The organism is Phenylobacterium sp. (assembly GCF_036821595.1).
GTDB lineage: Bacteria > Pseudomonadota > Alphaproteobacteria > Caulobacterales > Caulobacteraceae > Phenylobacterium.
Genome location: NZ_DAISJG010000018.1, coordinates 19,292 through 37,239, shown reverse-complemented (window position 1 = coordinate 37,239; position 17,948 = coordinate 19,292). Strand labels below are relative to the sequence as shown.

Sequence of the window (17,948 nt, the reverse complement as noted above, 5' to 3'; positions counted from 1 at the left end):
CCGGCTCAGGCCAGCGGCAGGGCCGCCTCGAACCGCGCGCCACGGGATGAGTCCGCCAGGGTGAGCCGGCCGTGGCTGGCCGTCAGCAGCGAGCGGGCGATGGAAAGGCCGAGACCCGTGCCGCCCTCGGCGCGGCGGCTGGTGAAGAAGGGCTCGAACAGCCGCTCGCGGTCGGCCGCGGGAACGCCCGGCCCGTCGTCGGTCACCGCCAGCACCAGTTCCGTGGCCCCCGCCTCCGCCGTGACGCGGGCGAGCGACGCGCCGGCCTGCCGCGCGTTCTGCAGCAGGACGGTCAGCACGGTCTCGATGGTCGCCTCCGGCACGGCGACGGCGGGCAGCGTCCCCGGCAGGTTCGCCTCGATCCGGAATCCCGTCCCCGCCTGCCCGTCGGCGGCCCGGCGCACCGCGGGCTCCACCGCCACCGCCACCCCGGCTTCGGGCGTGGCCATGTCGGCCCGCGCCAGGTCGAGGAGCCGTCCGACGAGCTGGGAAAGCCGCTCGGCGTCGGCCTCGATGTTCGAGAGGAACCGCCGGCGCTCGTCCGGGCTCATGGTCTCCAGGTGGTCCTGCAGCAGCTCCACCGCCCCGCGGATGCCGGCCAGCGGCGTCTTGAACTCGTGGCTGACGGCGGCGGCGAAGTCGCGCAGGTAGCCGCTGCGGCGCTCGATCCGCTCGGCCATGGCCCGGAAGTCCTCGTAGAGCGCCTGGATCTCCACCGCCGCCGTGGCCGGGGTCTCGGGGATGCCGCCGCCGCCGGCCGCCACCTGCCGCGAGGCCGCGCTCAGCGCCTCGATCGGCCGGGTCACGCCCCGGGACACCAGGCCCGCCATCAGCACCAGCAGGCCGAAGATCACGCCCACCCCGATCAGGATCTTGCCCCGGTCCTCGTAGAGGCCGCGGAACAGGGCGCGCGGCGAGCGCGAGAGCAGCAGCACGCCCACCACCTCTCCGTCCGCGACGATGGGGCGGGCATGGTGCAGGCGCAGCGCCGAGGCGCGGCTCAACCACTCGAAGGAGTAGGTCGGCTTGTAGTCGCCGTTGCGCCGGAACACCGTCCGCGCCTCGCCGGCGAGCGCGTCGCGCACCTCCGGCAGCATGGAGAGCTCGCGGCCGAAGCCGCGGCCGCGCACGATCACGCCGTTGCGGTCGAGCAGCAGGATGGAGGCCAGCGTCGTGCGCGTGGTGCGCTCGATCACCGGGTCCATGCGCCAGGCGACGGTGAGCGCGGCCGGATCGGCCGGGCGCCGCGTGCGCCGCGGCGGCGGCCGCTCGGGCAGCACCGGCGAGCGGGACAGGTCGATCGTGGTCCGCTCGGGCACATAGTAGTTCAGGGCGCGGCGGTTGAACGGCCGCCGGTCCGGAGTCGTCCCGGGCCACTGGGCCGAGGCCGCGGCGGCGAGCGCCGCCCCCTGGGCCTGGAGCTCGGCCTCGGTCTGGCGCACCAGGGTGTTCTCGTAGACCCGAAGCGAAATGGCGGCGACGCCCGGCAGGGCCGCCACGAGCAGCAGCACGCCGAACAGGATCACCCGCAGCCGCAGCGGCGGCCAGTGGCGGCGGACGAGCCCCTTCAGGCTCACGCCGCCTGGCCGAGGCAGGCCCCGAGCCGATAGCCGACGCCGGCTCGGGTCTCGATGACGTCGTGGCCGCCGAGGCTGGCGAACTTGCCGCGCAGGTTGCGGACGTGGCTGTCGATGGTCCGGTCGGTGATGGCGAAGCCGGGGCCGTGCAGCCGGTCGATGATGGCGTCGCGGGTGAACACCCGGGACGGGGCGCCCATCAGGGTCTTGAGGATGGTGAACTCGGTCACCGTCAGCGGCGCCTCCTGGCCGCCCCAGCGGGCGGTCCAGCTGTCGGGGTCCAGCGTCAGCCGGCCGTGGGTGAGCAGGCCGTTCATCGCCGAGCCCGGGGGCTCCGCCGGGCCGCGGGCGCGCCGCAGGATCGCCTGCACGCGGGCCACCACCTCACGCGGGCTGAACGGCTTGACCACATAGTCGTCACCGCCGAGCTCGATGCCCAGCACCCGGTCGATCTCGTCGTCGCGGGACGACAGGAACAGGATCGGCAGCTCGCCCTGCGCCCGCAGGCGGCGGCAGACGTCGAGGCCGTTCAGCTTGGGCATGTTGATGTCGAGGATGACCAGGTCCGGCGGGCCTTCCGCGACCGCCGCCAGCGCCGCCTCCCCGTCGTCGGCCTCCCGCGTGGCGAGGCCGGCCTTCTCCAGGGCGAAGACGAGGAGCTGGCGGATATGCGGGTCGTCGTCGACGACGAGGACGGTCTGGGACATCGGGCTCATGTTCTCGGTTGCGCCTCAGGCGTCAACGGGCGGTACGCGCACCGGCCGCGCGGGCAGGCCGTCGCAGCCGAGCTCTTCGGCGGGCGGGACGGCCGGGACAGCGGCCGCCAGCCGCTCGGCGCGGGCCAGGCGGCGGGCGGCCCGGAAGGTCCAGGTCCGCCAGTCCGACTGGCGGCCGCGCACCCTTTCCTGCATGGCGACGCGCCCGCCGTACACCCGCCGGCGCAGCTCGTAGGGGATCGGCCGCCGCTCCAGCTCGACGAGGGACACCAGCGACGGCTCGCCCCGGGCCAGCAGGTAGCACACGTCCAGCGGCGCGCCCCGGCCGCCGACCTCGCGGGCGTGGCGGACGTTCCAGGCCGCGGCGACCGCGCTCAGGTCGAAGACGGTGCAGGCCGCCAGCACCACGCCGGCCGCCGCGACATTGGCGTTGACCAGCCAGGCGGCGCTGCGGCCCCGCAGCAGCCGGAAGCCGATCAGCCCCAGGCCGACCGCCACCAGCCCCATCCAGGCCAGGGCCGCGATCCGAAGCGCGGTCAGGGAATAGGCGTCCACATAGGCCAGGGTCCGCAGGATGGTGGAGGCGACCAGGAACAGGTTCTGCGCCACCCACAGCGCCACGAGCCGCCGCACCAGGGGGGAGCCGGCCGTCGCCGATCCGGGCCGCAGGAAGACCACCACGAACAGCCCCGCCAGCAGGGCGGTGACGATCAGCGGATAGGCCCCCCGGTGGGCGTACTCCGCATAGGTCATGCCCTCGGGGAGGCTCGCCCCGCTCCAGAGGAAGGCCAGGTCGAGGCCGTTCTGCAGGGCGAAGACCGCGTTGAACACCGCCAGCGAGGCGGTGATCGAGGCCGGGGTGACCCCCGGCAGGTCGAGGTCGCCGCGGGCCTCCGGCAGCCGCCACGGCCGGCGCAGGAAGCGGGGCCGCAGGATGCCCCAGACGGCCAGCAGCACCACGCCCAGGAAGAAGGCCCGGGCCGGGTCGAAACGCGGCAGGTCCAGCGCCGGCAGCGCCTTCTCGATCATCGGGTTGGCGACGGCGAACAGGGCCAGGAAGACCAGCCCGCCCGCCACGGGGAGCACGGCTGACAGCGCGGCGACGCGCAGCTGCGGCGCCCGACGACGAAGCTTCGGGTTCTGCAGCCGACCCAGGTCCAGGAGCGGCCCGACGATCCCCTTGAGGCCCTGCACGACGATCCGCTGGGTCCAGCGCCAGGCGTCGTCGCGGCGGGCGCGCGGGGCCATGGCCGCCACGCCCAGGGCGATCCCGAACATCAGCCAGCCGACAAGGGTCGGCCGCTCGATCTGGAGGGCGGCGAAGAACACCGCGGCCAGCAGGGCCCAGCGCCCCATCGGGTCGCGCCGCACGGCCGGCGTCGCCACCGCCGCGGCGGCGACCCAGGCGAGCGCGAAGACGCCGAGGTTGGCCCCCGGCCCTTCGCTCTGGAACAGCAGTCCGTCGGCGAGCGCGACCAGTCCTGCCGCGAGCAGGACCTTGGTCCAGAAGGTCGGCGCGCGGACGGCGGCGGGCATGGGCGATACTCCGGTACGAGCCGCCACACTCCTGGAGTCGCATCCACCCCGATGGGACGCCTCATGCACCGCCCGACCCGCTGGCGTGCAGGTCCGGTGCAGACCGGCTCAGCCCCGGCCGATCAGCGCCGCGCGCTCCTCGGGCGTCAGCACCCGCCAGCGGCCCTCGGCCAGGTCCCCCAGCCGCAGCGGCCCGATGCGGATACGCACCAGGTCCATGACGTGCATGCCCACGAGCTCGCACATCCGCCGGATCTGGCGGTTGCGGCCCTCCTTGAGGATGAAGCGGAGCTGCTGGCCCTCGACGACGCTGACCTTGGCGGGCTTCAGCTCGCGGCCGTCCATCCTCAGGCCGTGGCAGAGCAGCCTGATCTTCTCCGGCGTGATCTTGCCGGTGACCCGGACGAGGTACTCCTTCTCCAGGTCGCTCTCCGGGCCGATGATCGCCTTGGCCAGGACCCCGTCCTCCGAGAGGATGAGGAGCCCGCGGGAATCCATGTCCAGCCGGCCGAGCGGCGCGAGGCGGGTGTCGCGGCCCGGGATCACCGGGCTGTCGCCGACCAGGGCCTCGCGGGTCAGCAGCCGCACGGCCGGGACCTGGCCGGGCTCCGGCTGGGCCGAGACGATCCCCATGGGCTTGTGCAGCACGACACTGAGCGGGCCCGCCCCGCCGGCGTCGGCGAGCGTCAGGGTCTGGCCGGGCTGGATCTTGCGGCCGGCGTCCTCGACCACCTCCCCGTCGATGGAGACCCGGCCCTCGGCGATCAGGGTCTCCGCCTCGCGGCGCGAGCAGACGCCGTTCTGGGCCAGCCACTTGTTGACCCGCTGCGGCTCGGCCTCGTCGTAGCGCTTCGTCCAGGCCATCAGCCGGCTTTCGGCGGATAGGGGTGGCGCACGCCCCGGAAGTCCTCGACCTCCCCGTCCTCCAGGAAGGCGGGGCCGACCGGCGCCTTGCCGTGGCCGCCAGGAATGTCGAGGACGTAGGTCGGCTGGCAGAGGCCCGAGACATCGCCCCGCAGGCTGCGCATCAGGGCCTGCCCGTCTTCGATGCTGGTGCGCAGGTGGCCGGTGCCGGGCGCGAGGTCGGCGTGGTGCAGATAGTAGGGCTTGATCCGCGTCTCCACGAAGGCCCGCATCAGCGCGGCCAGCGACTCGGGCTCGTCGTTGACCCCCTTCAGCAGCACCGTCTGGCCCAGCATCGGGATTCCGGCGTCCACCAGTCTCGCGCAGGCCGCCCGCGCCGCCGGCGTCAGCTCGCGGGCGTGGTTGGCGTGCAGGGCGACGTAGACGGCCTTCCCCGACCCCTTCAGCGCGGCCACCAGCCCGTCGGTCACCGTCTCCGGCTCGACGGCGGGCACGCGGGTGTGGAAGCGGACCACCTTCACGTGCCCGATCGCGTCCAGACGGGCCATCAGGTCGGCCAGCCTGCGCGGCGACAGCACGAAGGGATCCCCGCCGGTGACGATCACCTCCCAGACCTCCGGCCGGCCGGCGATATAGGCCATGGCCGCATCCAGCGCCTCGGGCGACAGCGGCCGCAGGCCGTCGGGCCCCACCATCTCGCGCCGGAAGCAGAAGCGGCAGTAGACCGCGCAGTTGTGGTTGACCTTCAGGAGCACCCGGTCGGGGTAGCGGTGGACGATCCCTTCCACCGGGCTGTGCGCCTCGTCACCGATGGGGTCTGCGCTCTCCTCCGGCGCCTGGACCAGTTCGGCGGCGGTGGGGACGAACTGGCGCGCGATCGGGTCGGCCGGGTCGGCAGCCTCGACGAGGTCGGCCATGGCCGGGGTGATCGCCACCGCGTACTGCGCCGCCACCCGCTCCAGGGCCGGCAGGCGCTCGGCCGCGACCAGTCCCGCCTCGGCGAGGTCCGGCAGGCGTCGGAGGGTGCGCGCGGCGGTCATGGCGGGGGCATATGGCCCATGCGGCCCGCAGGGGCAACGCGGCAGGCCGTTCTGCGCGTTACCCCTCCCATGACCATCTCCCGGACGATCCCCCTCGGCGCCCAGCGCAGCCTGCACCTCCTCGAGGCAGGGGACGGCCAGCCCATTGTCCTCATCCACGGCGCGCTCGCCACGCACGTGGACTGGCTGGACGCCCCGCTCGCCGCCTTCGCCGCCCGCGGCCGAGCCATCGCCGTCGACCGCCCCGGCCACAGCGGCAGCGCCCGCCCGCGCTACGACGCCACGCCGCGCACCCAGGCAGGGCAGATCCGCGACGGCCTGGCTGCGCTCGGGATCACGGGCCGCGTCCGGATCGTCGCCCACTCCTTCGGCGGCATCGTGGGCCTCGCCTGGGCCGCCGAATGGCCGGACGAGGTGGAGAGCCTGCTGCTGCTCGCGCCCATCACGCGGCCGGAGTTCCGCGCCGTCGAGCACACCTTCCTGGGCCCGCGCGCCGCGCCCCTGCTCGGGCCGGTGCTGTCGGAAGCGGCGCGGTGGACGGTCGACCGGCCCTTCCTGCGGATGGTGCAGAAGCTGATGTTCTCGCCGGACGAGCCGCCGGCCGACTGGCTGGGCCGCTACCCCGAGGAGACGGTGCTGCGCCCCTCGCAGATGGTGGAGGAAGGCGAGGACTCCGCCGCCCTCCTGCCGGGCTCGCCGGCCGGCCTCGTGGACTTCCGCGCCATCCGCTGTCCGGTGGCCGTCCTCAACGGCGCCGACGACCGCATCGTGGATCACAGGCAGCACGCCGACCTCCTGCCGACCCTCCTGCCCCAGGCCGAGGTCACGATCCTCGAGGGCGTGGGCCACATGGTCCACCACCAGGCCCTGCCGGCCGTGCTCGCCGCCTTCGACCGGCTCAGCCTCCGGGAACCGGCGTCCACAGGACCTGCTCGATCCGCCGGGCCCCCGTCGCCAGCATGACCAGCCGGTCGAAGCCCAGGGCCGCGCCGGAGGCGGGCGGCATGATCGCGAGCGCGTCGAGGAAGTCCTCGTCCACCGGATAGCGCTCGCCGTAGATCCGCGCCTTCTCGGCCATCTCGGCCTCGAAGCGGCGGCGCTGCTCGGCCGGGTCGGTCAGCTCGCCGAAGCAGTTGGCCAGTTCCACGCCGCAGGCATAGAGCTCGAACCGCTCTGCGACCCTGGCGTCGCGCGGGGCCGGCCGCGCCAGCGCCGCCTCCGCGGTCGGGTATTCGTAGAGGATGGTCGGCCGGCCAAAGCCCAGTTCCGGCTCCACCTTCTCGACGATGATCTTGCTGAACACGTCGGCCCAGGTGTCGTCGGCGGCCACCCGCACCGGCGCCTGGGCGGCCAAGGCGTCGCGGTCCGTGGATCCGTCGGCTGCGACGCTGCCCAGGAGGTCGACGTCCGCGTAACGTTCGAACGCCTCGGCAACCGTCAGCCGCTCCGGCTCGGCGAAGGGATCGGCCTCGCGCCCGTTCCAGGTGAGCGCCCTGGCGCCGGCCGTCTCCGCCGCCAGCGCCAGCAGCGCCGCGCAGTCGTCCATCAGGATCTCGTACGGCTCTTCGGCCCGGTACCACTCGAGCATGGTGAACTCGGGATGGTGCAGCGGCCCGCGCTCACGGTTGCGCCAGACCTTGCCCAGGTTGAAGATCCGCGTCTCCCCGGCCGCCAGCAGCTTCTTGGCCGCGAACTCAGGCGAGGTGTGCAGGTAGAGGGTGGAGGCCTCGCCCGCCGTGGTGAGGGCCTCGGTGGCGAAGGCGTGCAGGTGCGCCTCGTTGCCCGGCGACACCGCCAGCGCCGCGGCCTCCACCTCGGTGAAGCCGCGGTCCTCGAACCACCGCCGCACGGCGCGGGTGACCGCGTTGCGCGCCGTCAGGAACGGCCGGCGGTCGGCGTGCATGTCAGGCGCCCACCAGGGCGAAGGTCGGGGATCTGGCAAATGGGTGCGACCCGGCGTGGGGCTGGCGATTTCGGCGAAGGTCGCTATAGGGGCGCGACAACAATTCGATCAATGGAATCGCGCAGGACCACCCTGCCCGCTTCCCTGCATCTTCGAGGACTCTACGTGAAGGTCATCGCCAGCTCGCTCCGCAAGGGCAACGTCGTCGATCTGGAAGGCAAGCTCTACGTGGTGCTGAGCGCCCAGAACATCCACCCGGGCAAGGGCACCCCCGTCACCCAGCTGGACATGCGCCGCATCTCCGACGGCGTGAAGATCTCCGAGCGCTACCGCACCACCGAGACCGTGGAGCGGGCCGTGGTCGACGACCGCCCCTACCAGTTCCTCTACCAGGACGGCGAAGGCTTCCACTTCATGAACCCGGAGAACTACGACCAGCTCGTGGCCTCGCCGGACGTGATCGGCGACGCCGCGCCCTATCTGACCGACGGCTGCACCGTGTCGCTGTCGACCCACGAGGGCGTGCCGATCGCCATCGACCTGCCGCGCCTGGCGACCTTCGAGGTGGTCGAGACCGAGCCCTCCGTGAAGGGCCAGACGGCGTCGTCGTCCTACAAGCCGGCGATCCTGTCGAACGGCCTGAAGACCATGGTCCCGCCCTACATCACCGTGGGCACCAAGATCGTGGTGCTGACCGAGGACGGCTCCTACCAGGAACGCGCCAAGGACTAACCCCAGAGTCCCGGGAGGCCGGGTGAGCGCCCGCGAGCACTTCGACGTCGTCATCGTCGGCGCGGGCGCGGCGGGGATGTTCTGCGCCATCGAGGCGGGCCGGCGCGGCCGCCGCGTGCTCGTGCTCGACCACGCCAAGGCCCCCGGCGAGAAGATCCGCATCTCCGGCGGCGGGCGCTGCAACTTCACCAACATCCACGCCGGACCCGCGAACTTCCTGTCGCGGAACCCGAAGTTCGCCGTCTCGGCCCTGCGCCGCTACCGGCCGGCCGACTTCGTCGCCTGGGTGGAGCGCCACGGCATCGCCTGGCATGAGAAGACCCTGGGCCAGCTGTTCTGCGACGGCTCGGCGAAGGAGATCATCCAGGGCCTGCTCGACGACATGGCGGCCGCCGGCGTGGTCCTGCGGCTCGGCCAGACCGTGGAGCGGATCGAGAAGACCGGCACGGGATTCCGGCTGAACGGCTCGCTGGACTGCGCCTCCCTGGTGATCGCCACCGGAGGCAAGTCTATCCCGAAGATGGGCGCCACCGGCTTCGGCTATGACGTCGCCCGCCAGTTCGGCCTGGCGCTCACCGAGACGCGGCCGGCCCTCGTCCCCCTCACCTTCGATGTCTCCCTGCTGGAGCGGCTGAAGCCGCTGGCCGGCGTCGCCGTGGACGTGCGGGTCTCCTGCGGCAAGGCGCGCTTCGAGGAGGCCATGCTGTTCACCCACCGGGGGATCTCCGGACCGGCGATCCTGCAGATCTCGTCCTACTGGCGCGAGGGGCAGGAGATCGAGATCGACATGGCCCCCGGCGTCGACGTGTTCGACGAGCTGCGCCGCGCCCGCACCGCGCAGGGCAAGCAGGCCGTGGCGACCGTGCTCGGGCGGTTCGTGCCGCAGCGCCTCGCCCAGCTGCTGGCGGGGGACTTCCCCGGCAACGTCGCCGACGCGTCCGACAAGGTGCTGCGGCGGGTGGCGGACAGCGTGAGCCGCTGGCGGGTGAAGCCGGTGGGCTCGGAGGGCTACCGCACGGCCGAGGTGACCCTGGGCGGGGTGGACACCGACGGCCTGGACAGCCGGACCATGGCGGCCAAGGCCGTCCCCGGCCTGTACTTCATAGGCGAGGTGGTGGACGTCACCGGCTGGCTGGGCGGCTACAATTTCCAGTGGGCCTGGGCCAGCGGCTGGTGCGCCGGTCAGGCCTGCTGAGGCGCCGGCGCCCGGAACGACAGCTTGGCCGCGGGCGTTCGCGGCGGTGATGGACAACATCGAAGACCTGGAGGGGTTCGTCCTGTTCGCCATCGGCCGCACGCCGGTGACCCTCGGCGGCGTGGTGACGGGCGTCGTCATCATCCTGGCCGGCTTCCTCGCGGCGCGGATCTTGCGGCTGACCATCGCGCGCATGCGCGGCCGCACCCGCCACGGCAAGGCCGCCCTCTATATCGCCGAGAAGCTGATCACCTACGGCGTCGTGATCGTGGCGCTGGTCGTGGGCGTCACGACCGTCGGCATCAACCTGTCCTCCCTGGCGGTGTTCGCAGGCGCCCTGGGCGTCGGCGTGGGCCTCGGTCTGCAGGGGGTGGTGAAGGAGTTCGTCTCCGGCCTGGTGCTGATCTTCGATCGCGTGCTGAACGTCGGCGACTACATCGAGCTGGCGGACGGACGGCGAGGCCTGGTGCAGGAGATCGGGCCCCGGGCCGTCCGGGTCCGCACCAACGACAACATCGACCTGGTGGTGCCCAACTCGAAGTTCATCGAGGGGCCGGTGGTCAACTGGACCCTGCGCGACAGCAGCAGCCGCATCCACATCCCGTTCCGCGTGGCCTACGGCGCCGACCGCAACCGGGTCCGCGAGGTGGTGCTGGAAGCGGCCCGCAGCGTCCCCTTCACCCTGCCCGAGACCGAAACGGAGCGCAGCCAGGTCTGGCTGGTCGGCTTCGGCGAGTCCGGCCTCGACTTCGAGCTGCTGGTCTGGCCGACGCTGGAGGCGGTGAAGCGGCCCGCCACCATGCACGCCGCCTACACCTGGGCCATCGCCGAGGCCCTGGAGTGCGCCGGGATCGAGGTGCCGTTCGCCCAGATGGACGTGCGCTTGCGCGGCCTGTTCGGCCACGAGGGCGACGACGCCCTCACCGCGCTGCGGCTGGACCATCCGGCTGCCGCGGCCCGGCGGGCCGCTCCGCCCCACCCGATGACGGCGAACGACGCGGCGGAGGACCTCGCCCGGCCGCTGCCGCCGCCGGACGAGCCGGTCATGGAGCGGGAGCCACACTCCTCAGGAAATCGAGCGCCGTGAGAGCCTGGGCGCGCACGCCCACCTCCAGCGCCCGCTCGTCGATGGTGAAGAAGGGCGAGTGGTTCACGCCCGGCGGATTGCCGACGCCGAGGTCGTAGAACAGGCCCGGGACCTTCAGCTGGTAGTAGGAGAAGTCCTCGGCGCCGGTGATGTAGTCGATGTCGTCCTTGATGTTCCCGCCCTCGGCCGCACGCTGGAGGGTGGGCTTCATCTGCGCCGAGAGCTCGCGGTTGTTGTTGGTGACCGGGTTGGGGGTGCCCCAGGTGAGCTTGGCGCTCGCGCCGTAGCGCTCGGCGATCGAGGTGACCGTCTTTTCGATCCGCCCCATGACGTCCTTGCGCATGTCGGGATCGAAGGTCCGGAGCGTGCCGGCCATCTCCAGGTCTTCGGGGATGATGTTGTAGCGCAGGCCGCCGTGGATGGTGCCGACGGTCAGCACCGTCGGCGACCTGGCGACGTTCACCTGCCGCGCGGCGATCTGGTTGAAGGCGGTGACGATGTCGGCGGCCACGGAGGCCATGTCGATGCCGGACCAGGGCTGGGCGCCGTGGGTCTGCTTGCCCTTCAGGGCGAGCTCGTAGCGGTCGGAGGCGGCCATCATCGGGCCGGGCCGCCAGAACAGCGCCCCGACGGGTCCGGGCACCACGTGCAGGCCGAACACCGCGTCGACCTTGGGATTCTGGAGGACTCCTTCCTCGACCATCACCTTGGCGCCGCCCTCCTCGCCCGCGGGCGCGCCCTCCTCGGCCGGCTGGAAGATCAGCACCACCGTGCCGGGGATGTCCGCCTTCATGGAGGCCAGCACCTCGGCGGCGCCCATCAGGATGGCCACGTGGGCGTCGTGGCCGCAGGCGTGCATCACCGGCACCGTCTGGCCGTTGTACTGGGCGGTCGCCTTCGAGGCGAAAGGCAGGCCGGTCTTCTCGGCCACGGGCAGGGCGTCCATGTCAGCGCGCAGGGCCACCACCCCCCCGGGCTTGCCCCCCTTCAGCACGGCGACGACTCCGGTCTTGGCGACGCCGGTCTTCACCTCATAGCCCAGCTTCCGCAGGTGGTCGGCGACCAGCTTGGACGTGCGCACCTCGCGGTTGCCGAGCTCCGGGTTCTGGTGGATGTCCCGTCGCCAGGCGACCACCTTCGGCTGCAGCGCCTTGGCCTTGGCGAACACGGCCGCGTCGTAGGGCCCCGCCGCCGGCGCCTGGGCCGCGGCCGGGGCGGCGACGGACACCGCGACGGCGGCGCTGGCCGCCAGGAACATCTTACGCATCGGAAGCCCCCTCACTGCTAGGTCTGGCGATCCGGCCGCCGGTCATCGGCTCCGCAACGCCCGTGGTCTTCGGGAAAGAGATCGGAAGGCCGCGCAGGATGCGCGCCGCCAGGTAGGCGCTGGCTTCGGCCTCAATGGAGTCGCCGCGCCAGCCGTGGTCCTCGGCCGTGGTCACCGGGCACGGCAGGCGGGCCGCCAGCGCCTTCATGATCTCGGGATTGTGCCGCCCGCCGCCCGTGACGATCACCTCGCGCGGCGTCTCGCCGACCAGCTCCAAGCCGAGCCGGACCGCCTCGGCGGTGAAGGCCACCAGGGTCGCGGCGGCGTCCTCCAGCTCGCACTTGGCCAGCGGCTCCAGCGAGAAGTCGTAGCGGTCCAGCGACTTCGGCGCCGGCGCCTCGAAATAGGGATGGGCCAGCAGCGCCCGCAGCACCGCTTCCTGAGGCTTGCCGACGCTGGCGTAGCGGCCCTTGTCGTCGAACCGGCCTGCGCCGCGGTCCTGCACCAGGAGATCGATCATGCCGTTGCCGGGGCCGGTGTCGAAGGCCGAGATCGCCTCGCCGCCCGACCAGAAGGTGATGTTCGCCACCCCGCCCAGGTTCAGCACCGCCAGCGGCGGCTCAAGGCCCGAGGCCCTCGCCCGGGCGAGGTGGTAGACCGGCGCGAGCGGCGCGCCCTCCCCGCCCGCCGCCACGTCGGCCGAGCGGAAATCCCAGGCCACCGGCACGCCGGTGCGGTCCGCCAGCCACTGGGCGTCGCCCAACTGCACCGAGCGCCCGATCGCGCCGTTGTCCGGGCGCTCGTGGAGCACGGTCTGGCCGTGCATGCCGATCAGATCGAGCTCGGCCCAGGTCAGCCCGTGCGCCGCCAGGAAATCCTCGGCCGCGGCCAGGTGCTCCTCGGCGACGGCGCGGGCCGTCTCCGCGAAGATCTCGGGCGGCGGGGCGCCACGCTCCCACTTCAGCGCCTGCAGTGTGGCCTCGACGACCAGGTCGCGGACCGGCTCGCCGAGCTTGCGCTCGCCGGCCGGCCCGAAGGCCTGGATCGCCTCGCCGTCGGTCTCCAGCACCGCCATGTCGACGGCGTCGAGGGAGGTCCCGGTCATGAATCCGAGCACGCGCATGCGGCTTGACTGCCACGGCTCCGGCTCGGTAGCTAGCCGCATGATCGGACGCGACGCCCGCTTCGGCCGCTATTACCGCCTGCCCTCCTAGCAGGCGTCCGATCCCACGCGCCTGCCCTCCCGGCCGGCGCCCATCCTGACAAGACGACGCCGGCCTCCCCAGTCTCAAGGAGCCGCCATGTCCCTCGAAATCCCCGGCGCCGCCGTGCTAGAGCCCGGCCACCGAAGTCCCGGGAATCCCCAGATGTCCGACGCGCCGTTCAAGTCCGAGTTCCTGAAGACCCTGCAGGCGCGCGGCTACATCCACCAGATCACCCATCCGGAGGAGCTGGACGAAGCCGCCGCGGCCGGGACCATCGCCGCCTACATCGGGTTCGACGCCACCGCGCCCAGCCTGCACGTGGGCAGCCTTATCCAGATCATGCTGCTGCGACGACTGCAGCAGGCGGGCCACAAGCCGATCGTCCTGATGGGCGGCGGCACGACCAAGGTGGGGGATCCCACGGGCAAGGACGAGGCCCGCAAGCTGCTCAGCGAGGCCGACATCCAGGCCAACATCGCCTCGATCAAGACCGTCTTCGCCAAGTTCCTGACGTTCGGCGACGGCCCCACCGACGCGGTGATGGTCGACAACGACGAGTGGCTGTCGAAGTTCGGCTACGTCCAGTTCCTGCGCGACTACGGGGTCCACTTCACGATCAACCGGATGCTGGCCTTCGACTCGGTGAAGCTGAGGCTGGAACGCGAGCAGCCGATGACCTTCCTCGAGTTCAACTACATGCTGATGCAGTCGGTGGACTTCCTCGAGCTGCACCGCACCCGCAACTGCGTGCTCCAGATGGGCGGCTCCGACCAGTGGGGGAACATCCTGAACGGCGTGGAGCTGATCCGCCGCGTCGAGCAGAAGCCGGCCTTCGGCCTGACCACCCCCCTCCTCTCGACCGCCTCCGGCCAGAAGATGGGCAAGACCATGTCGGGCGCGGTCTGGCTGAACGCCGACATGCGCAGCCCCTACGACTACTGGCAGTTCTGGCGGAACACCGAGGACGCCGACGTGGGCCGGTTCATGCGCCTGTTCACCGACCTGCCGCTGGGCGAGATCGACCGGCTGGAGTCGCTGCCCGGCGCGCAGATCAACGAGGCCAAGAAGGTGCTCGCCAACGAGGCCACGCGGATGCTGCACGGGGCGGAGGAAGCGGCCAGGGCCGCCGCCGCGGCGGAGGCCGCCTTCGAGAAGGGCCAGCTCTCGGCCGACCTGCCCACCCACGAGGTCCCGGCGGCGGAGCTGGAGGCCGGCATCGTGCTGGCGACGCTGGCGGCGGACGCAGGGCTCGCGGCCTCGCGCGGCGAGGCGCGGCGGCTGGCCCAGGGCGGCGGCCTGCGAGTCAACGACAAGGCCGAGGCGGACGCCAACCGCGCCGTGACCACCGCCGACCTGGTGGACGGCGCGGTGAAGCTGGCGGCCGGCAAGAAGAAGATCGTGCTCGTGAAGCCGGTCTGACGGAGGGACGGATGGCTGACGTGACCGAGGGCGCCCAGGCGCCCGACTTCGAGCTGGAGACGGCGGAGGGGCCCGTGCGCCTCTCCGACTTCGCGGGCAAGACGCTGGTGCTCTATTTCTACCCGAAGGACGACACCCCCGGCTGCACCCGCGAAGCGCAGGATTTCTCGGCCCTGGCGCCGGAGTTCGCCGCCGCGGGCGCGACGGTGATCGGCGTCTCCAAGGACAGCGTGAAGAAGCACCAGAGCTTCGCGAAGAAGTACGACCTCGCCGTGCGGCTCGGCGCCGACCCCGAGGGGGCGGTGATCGAGCGCTACGGGAGCTGGGTGGAGAAGAGCCTTTACGGCCGCCAATACATGGGCATCGACCGCTCCACCTTCCTCATTCGGGACGGGGTGATCCGGAAGATCTGGCGCAAGGTGAAGGTCCCGGGTCACGCCCAGCAGGTGCTGGACGCCGCAAAAGCCCTCTGAGCCGCCGTCCGGCGGCCTGTTGCAGCTTTGCCGCGCCGCCCGCCTTTGTGCGCGGCGGGCGCGGCCGGCGATGGACGGAGACCTTAACGCCGTTCAGGCTGCGTTAACCGAAGCCGCGAATATTTGCAGCGTGCCGGACTGCGTCCTTTTGGGACGTCAAAGCGCCTTGCGCGCTCCAAAAATCTCGTTGCATATCTCCAGCGTCCATGGGGCTGGGGACCTAGCGAAAAGCATGCAACGCATAGCGCGCCTACGCCGCTCGCTCGAAGACCTGTTTCCGGAACGCCACCTCTATGTCCGTTCGGGCGGCGAGATGAAGGCGTTCGTTCTCACCGCGAAGAAGCAGATGGCCGCCGCCGGCGTCGTCGCCGGGGCCGCGCTGTGGATGGGGGTGGCCACCGCCGCCATGCTGGTGAACGTGTTCTCGGCCTCGGCCGCGGATCGCGAGATCGCCCGCACCCAGGCCAAGTACGAGCGCTGGATCGCCGACCGGCAGGCCCGCCTGAACTCGGCCGTGGCGCAGCTGAACGCCGCCTCGGGCTCGAACGAGGACCTCGCCACCACCATCGAGAAGCGTCACGCGGCGCTCGCCCTCCTGCTCACCGACATGAAGGGCGCGCCCGGCGCCGCCGAGGCCCTGACGCCCGCCATCAACCGGGCGCTCGCCGCCCAGGACACCAATCCGGTCCGCCGGGTGGAGATGGTGCGGATCAGCCAGGAGCAGCTCCTGGACGCCGCCGACACCTTCGCCAAGAGCCGCGCCGACCGGCTGCGCCTGGCCTTCCGCCTCGCCGGGCTGACGCCCAACGCCTACGTGCCGAAGGGCGGCTCGCTCGGCGGACCGCTGATCGAGTCCAAGGATCCCCGCGCGCTCGCCGCGGTGCTGGACGTGGACGAGGACTTCGCCGAGCGGATCCAGCACGCCGCCACCGACCTGGGCGAGGCCCGGGCGCTGGCCACGGCGGTCGAGAAGCTGCCGCTGGCCCGCCCCACCGCGGGCACGCCCCAGACCAGCCGCTTCGGCGTCCGCTTCGACCCCTTCACCCGTCGGCCGGCCTTCCATTCGGGGCTGGACTTCGGCGGCGGCCACATGACCCCAATCTATGCGACCGGGCCCGGGGTGGTGTCCTTCACCGGCGTGCGCTCCGGCTACGGCAATGTGGTGGAGATCGACCACGGGCGGGGCCTGAAAACCCGCTACGCCCACCTGCACGCCATCGGCGTGCGGACGGGCCAGCCGGTGGCCGTGGGAACCCGCGTCGGCGGCATGGGCTCCACCGGGCGCTCCACGGGCACCCACCTGCACTACGAGGTGTGGGTGAACGGCCGCGCCCAGAACCCCGACCGTTTCCTCAAGGCAGGCGCCTATGTTCTCCAAGCCGGCTAAGCCCACGAAGTCCACGTCCGCGCGGGCCGAGGCGCCTGACGCCCAGCCCGCCCGCAAGCCCATCGCCGCCTCCCTGATCGCCGAGAACGTGACCGTGAACGGCGACCTCGCCAGCGACGGCGACGTGCAGCTCGACGGCATGGTCCGCGGCGACCTGCGGGTCGGCCGCCTGACCATCGGCGAGAGCGGCCAGGTGGAAGGCGCCATCGAGGCCGAGGCCGTCGACATCCGCGGCCGCGTCACCGGCTCGATCACCGCCCAGCAGGTGCGCCTGCACGCCTCGGCCCAGGTGATCGGCGACGTCACCCACACCCAGCTCGCCGTCGACGCCGGCGCCCGCTTCGAAGGCCGCAGCCTGCGCTTCGAGGCCCCGGCCGCCGTGGCCGAGCCCGTCCCGCTCGCCGAGGCGGCGGAGTAGGCCCTAGGCCCCTTCCTTCGCGTCGCGGGTCGCGCCCACGCGCTGGGCCAGGGCCGCGCCCATGAACTCGTCGAGATCGCCGTCCAGGACGCCCTGGGTGTCGGAGGTCTCCACGTCGGTGCGCAGGTCCTTCACCATCTGGTACGGCTGCAGGACGTAGCTGCGGATCTGGTGGCCCCAGCCGATGTCGGTCTTCTGGTCCTCGATGGCCGCCTGGGCGGCCTCGCGCTTCTCCAGCTCCAGCTCGTAGAGGCGGGCGCGCAGCATCTTCCAGGCCTGCTCGCGGTTCTGGTGCTGCGAGCGCTGGGTCTGGCAGGCCACGGCGATGCCGGTGGGGATGTGGGTCAGGCGCACGGCCGAGTCGGTCTTGTTGACGTGCTGGCCGCCGGCTCCGGAGGCCCGGTAGGTGTCGGTGCGCACGTCCGACGGATTGATCTCGATCTCGATGTTGTCGTCGATCACCGGATAGACCCATACCGAGGCGAAGCTGGTGTGGCGCCGGGCGCTGGAGTCGTAGGGGCTGATCCGCACCAGGCGGTGGACGCCGGCCTCGGTCTTCAGCCAGCCGTAGGCGTTGGCCCCCTTGACCTGCAGGGTGACGGACTTGATCCCCGCCTGTTCGCCCGGCGTCTCCTCGATCACGTCCACGGTCATGCCGTGGGCCCCGGCCCAGCGGGTGTACATGCGCAGCAGCATGCCGGCCCAGTCGTTGGACTCGGTGCCGCCGGCCCCGGAGTTGATCTCGACATAGGCGTCGTTGCCGTCGGCCTCGCCGGACAGCAGGGCCTCGAGCTCGGCGCGGCCGGCGCGTTCCTTGATGGCCTTCAGTTGGGCGCGGGCCTCCTCGAGGGACGCCTCGTCGCCCTCCTCGTCCGCCAGCTCGGCATAGCCGATGGCGTCCGCGAGCCCGGTCTCCAGCGCTTTGACGGCGTCCACCTGGGCGGCCAGCCGCGAGCGCTCGCGGCTCACCGCCTGGGCCTCGTCAGGATTGTTCCACAGGCTCGGGTCCTCGACCCGGGCGTTCAGCTCATCGAGCTTTCGGAGTGCTGGCTCCCAGTCAAAGACGCCTCCTGAGCAGTTCGATCGACTGCTCGATGTCGGCCTTGGCGGCCTCGACATCCGCTCTCAT

17 protein-coding genes are annotated in these 17,948 nt (G+C 72.1%); 8 read left to right on the top strand and 9 right to left on the bottom strand.

Annotated elements, in window-relative coordinates; genetic code table 11:
• Nucleotides 1–5: 5 nt before the first annotated feature.
• The 5 genes from V7Z97_RS10780 to V7Z97_RS10760 form a co-directional block, all read right to left on the bottom strand.
• Nucleotides 6–1,577, bottom strand: a complete 1,572-nt coding sequence (locus V7Z97_RS10780; protein ID WP_334163421.1) for a sensor histidine kinase — start codon at nucleotides 1,575–1,577, stop codon at nucleotides 6–8.
• Nucleotides 1,574–2,284 (bottom strand): response regulator transcription factor, encoded by a 711-nt coding sequence (locus V7Z97_RS10775; RefSeq protein WP_334163420.1) that lies wholly within the window; start codon nucleotides 2,282–2,284, stop codon nucleotides 1,574–1,576. Before V7Z97_RS10775 ends, V7Z97_RS10780 begins: the two co-directional genes overlap by 4 nt.
• Before the next feature lie 24 nt (nucleotides 2,285–2,308).
• Complete coding sequence (locus tag V7Z97_RS10770; protein ID WP_334163419.1) at nucleotides 2,309–3,829, bottom strand: DUF4153 domain-containing protein; 1,521 nt, start codon at nucleotides 3,827–3,829, stop codon at nucleotides 2,309–2,311.
• 108 nt (nucleotides 3,830–3,937) lie between these two features.
• Nucleotides 3,938–4,693 carry a pseudouridine synthase gene (locus V7Z97_RS10765; RefSeq protein ID WP_334163418.1) on the bottom strand — a complete coding sequence of 252 codons (756 nt, stop codon included), beginning with the start codon at nucleotides 4,691–4,693 and terminating at the stop codon, nucleotides 3,938–3,940.
• A complete protein-coding gene (locus V7Z97_RS10760) occupies nucleotides 4,693–5,733 on the bottom strand; it encodes a lysine-2,3-aminomutase-like protein (protein ID WP_334163417.1) in 1,041 nt (346 codons plus the stop codon). Before V7Z97_RS10760 ends, V7Z97_RS10765 begins: the two co-directional genes overlap by 1 nt.
• Nucleotides 5,734–5,802: 69 nt before the next feature.
• On the opposite strand from V7Z97_RS10760, the gene V7Z97_RS10755 reads away from it, so the two are divergent.
• Nucleotides 5,803–6,696, top strand: a complete 894-nt coding sequence (locus V7Z97_RS10755) for an alpha/beta fold hydrolase (RefSeq protein ID WP_334163416.1) — start codon at nucleotides 5,803–5,805, stop codon at nucleotides 6,694–6,696.
• On the opposite strand, the gene epmA is transcribed toward V7Z97_RS10755, so the two are convergent.
• Nucleotides 6,632–7,636: an EF-P lysine aminoacylase EpmA gene (gene epmA, locus V7Z97_RS10750; protein WP_334163415.1), complete on the bottom strand. Its 1,005-nt coding sequence runs from the start codon at nucleotides 7,634–7,636 to the stop codon at nucleotides 6,632–6,634. The genes V7Z97_RS10755 and epmA overlap by 65 nt on opposite strands.
• A 165-nt stretch (nucleotides 7,637–7,801) precedes the next feature.
• Between epmA and efp the strand changes: the two genes are divergently transcribed.
• The 3 genes from efp to V7Z97_RS10735 all read left to right on the top strand — a co-directional run bounded on the left by efp (nucleotide 7,802) and on the right by V7Z97_RS10735 (nucleotide 10,650).
• On the top strand, nucleotides 7,802–8,368 hold the full coding sequence (gene efp / locus V7Z97_RS10745; RefSeq protein WP_334163450.1) for an elongation factor P: 567 nt from the start codon (nucleotides 7,802–7,804) through the stop codon (nucleotides 8,366–8,368).
• 76 nt (nucleotides 8,369–8,444) lie between these two features.
• Nucleotides 8,445–9,563, top strand: a complete 1,119-nt coding sequence (locus tag V7Z97_RS10740) for an NAD(P)/FAD-dependent oxidoreductase (protein WP_442958025.1) — start codon at nucleotides 8,445–8,447, stop codon at nucleotides 9,561–9,563.
• Nucleotides 9,564–9,612: 49 nt separating this feature from the next.
• Nucleotides 9,613–10,650: a mechanosensitive ion channel family protein gene (locus tag V7Z97_RS10735; RefSeq protein ID WP_334163413.1), complete on the top strand. Its 1,038-nt coding sequence runs from the start codon at nucleotides 9,613–9,615 to the stop codon at nucleotides 10,648–10,650.
• Here the strand turns inward: V7Z97_RS10735 and V7Z97_RS10730 are convergent.
• Both V7Z97_RS10730 and V7Z97_RS10725 read right to left on the bottom strand, forming a co-directional pair.
• The gene (locus V7Z97_RS10730) at nucleotides 10,607–11,917 is read right to left on the bottom strand and encodes an amidohydrolase (protein WP_334163412.1); all 1,311 of its coding nucleotides are present in this window, start codon (nucleotides 11,915–11,917) and stop codon (nucleotides 10,607–10,609) included. The genes V7Z97_RS10735 and V7Z97_RS10730 overlap by 44 nt on opposite strands.
• Nucleotides 11,910–13,040, bottom strand: a complete 1,131-nt coding sequence (locus V7Z97_RS10725) for an anhydro-N-acetylmuramic acid kinase (RefSeq protein WP_334163411.1) — start codon at nucleotides 13,038–13,040, stop codon at nucleotides 11,910–11,912. Before V7Z97_RS10725 ends, V7Z97_RS10730 begins: the two co-directional genes overlap by 8 nt.
• A 244-nt stretch (nucleotides 13,041–13,284) precedes the next feature.
• Here V7Z97_RS10725 and tyrS point away from each other — a divergent pair, with 244 nt between their 5' ends.
• From tyrS to V7Z97_RS10705, 4 genes are all read left to right on the top strand, one after another.
• Nucleotides 13,285–14,541 carry a tyrosine--tRNA ligase gene (tyrS, locus tag V7Z97_RS10720; protein ID WP_334163410.1) on the top strand — a complete coding sequence of 419 codons (1,257 nt, stop codon included), beginning with the start codon at nucleotides 13,285–13,287 and terminating at the stop codon, nucleotides 14,539–14,541.
• 11 nt (nucleotides 14,542–14,552) lie between these two features.
• Nucleotides 14,553–15,014, top strand: a complete 462-nt coding sequence (locus V7Z97_RS10715; RefSeq protein ID WP_334163409.1) for a peroxiredoxin — start codon at nucleotides 14,553–14,555, stop codon at nucleotides 15,012–15,014.
• A 232-nt stretch (nucleotides 15,015–15,246) separates the two neighbouring features.
• Nucleotides 15,247–16,401: a M23 family metallopeptidase gene (locus tag V7Z97_RS10710; RefSeq protein ID WP_334163408.1), complete on the top strand. Its 1,155-nt coding sequence runs from the start codon at nucleotides 15,247–15,249 to the stop codon at nucleotides 16,399–16,401.
• Nucleotides 16,382–16,819 (top strand): bactofilin family protein, encoded by a 438-nt coding sequence (locus V7Z97_RS10705; RefSeq protein ID WP_334163407.1) that lies wholly within the window; start codon nucleotides 16,382–16,384, stop codon nucleotides 16,817–16,819. The genes V7Z97_RS10710 and V7Z97_RS10705 overlap by 20 nt, the downstream gene beginning before the upstream one ends.
• A 3-nt stretch (nucleotides 16,820–16,822) precedes the next feature.
• Here V7Z97_RS10705 and prfB read toward each other — a convergent pair.
• Nucleotides 16,823–17,948, bottom strand: a protein-coding gene (gene prfB, locus V7Z97_RS10700) for a peptide chain release factor 2 (protein WP_334163406.1) whose coding sequence is annotated in 2 segments (ribosomal slippage) — nucleotides 16,823–17,878 and nucleotides 17,880–17,948 — 1,125 coding nt in all. Because the reading frame shifts where the segments join, the coding sequence is not laid out codon by codon here.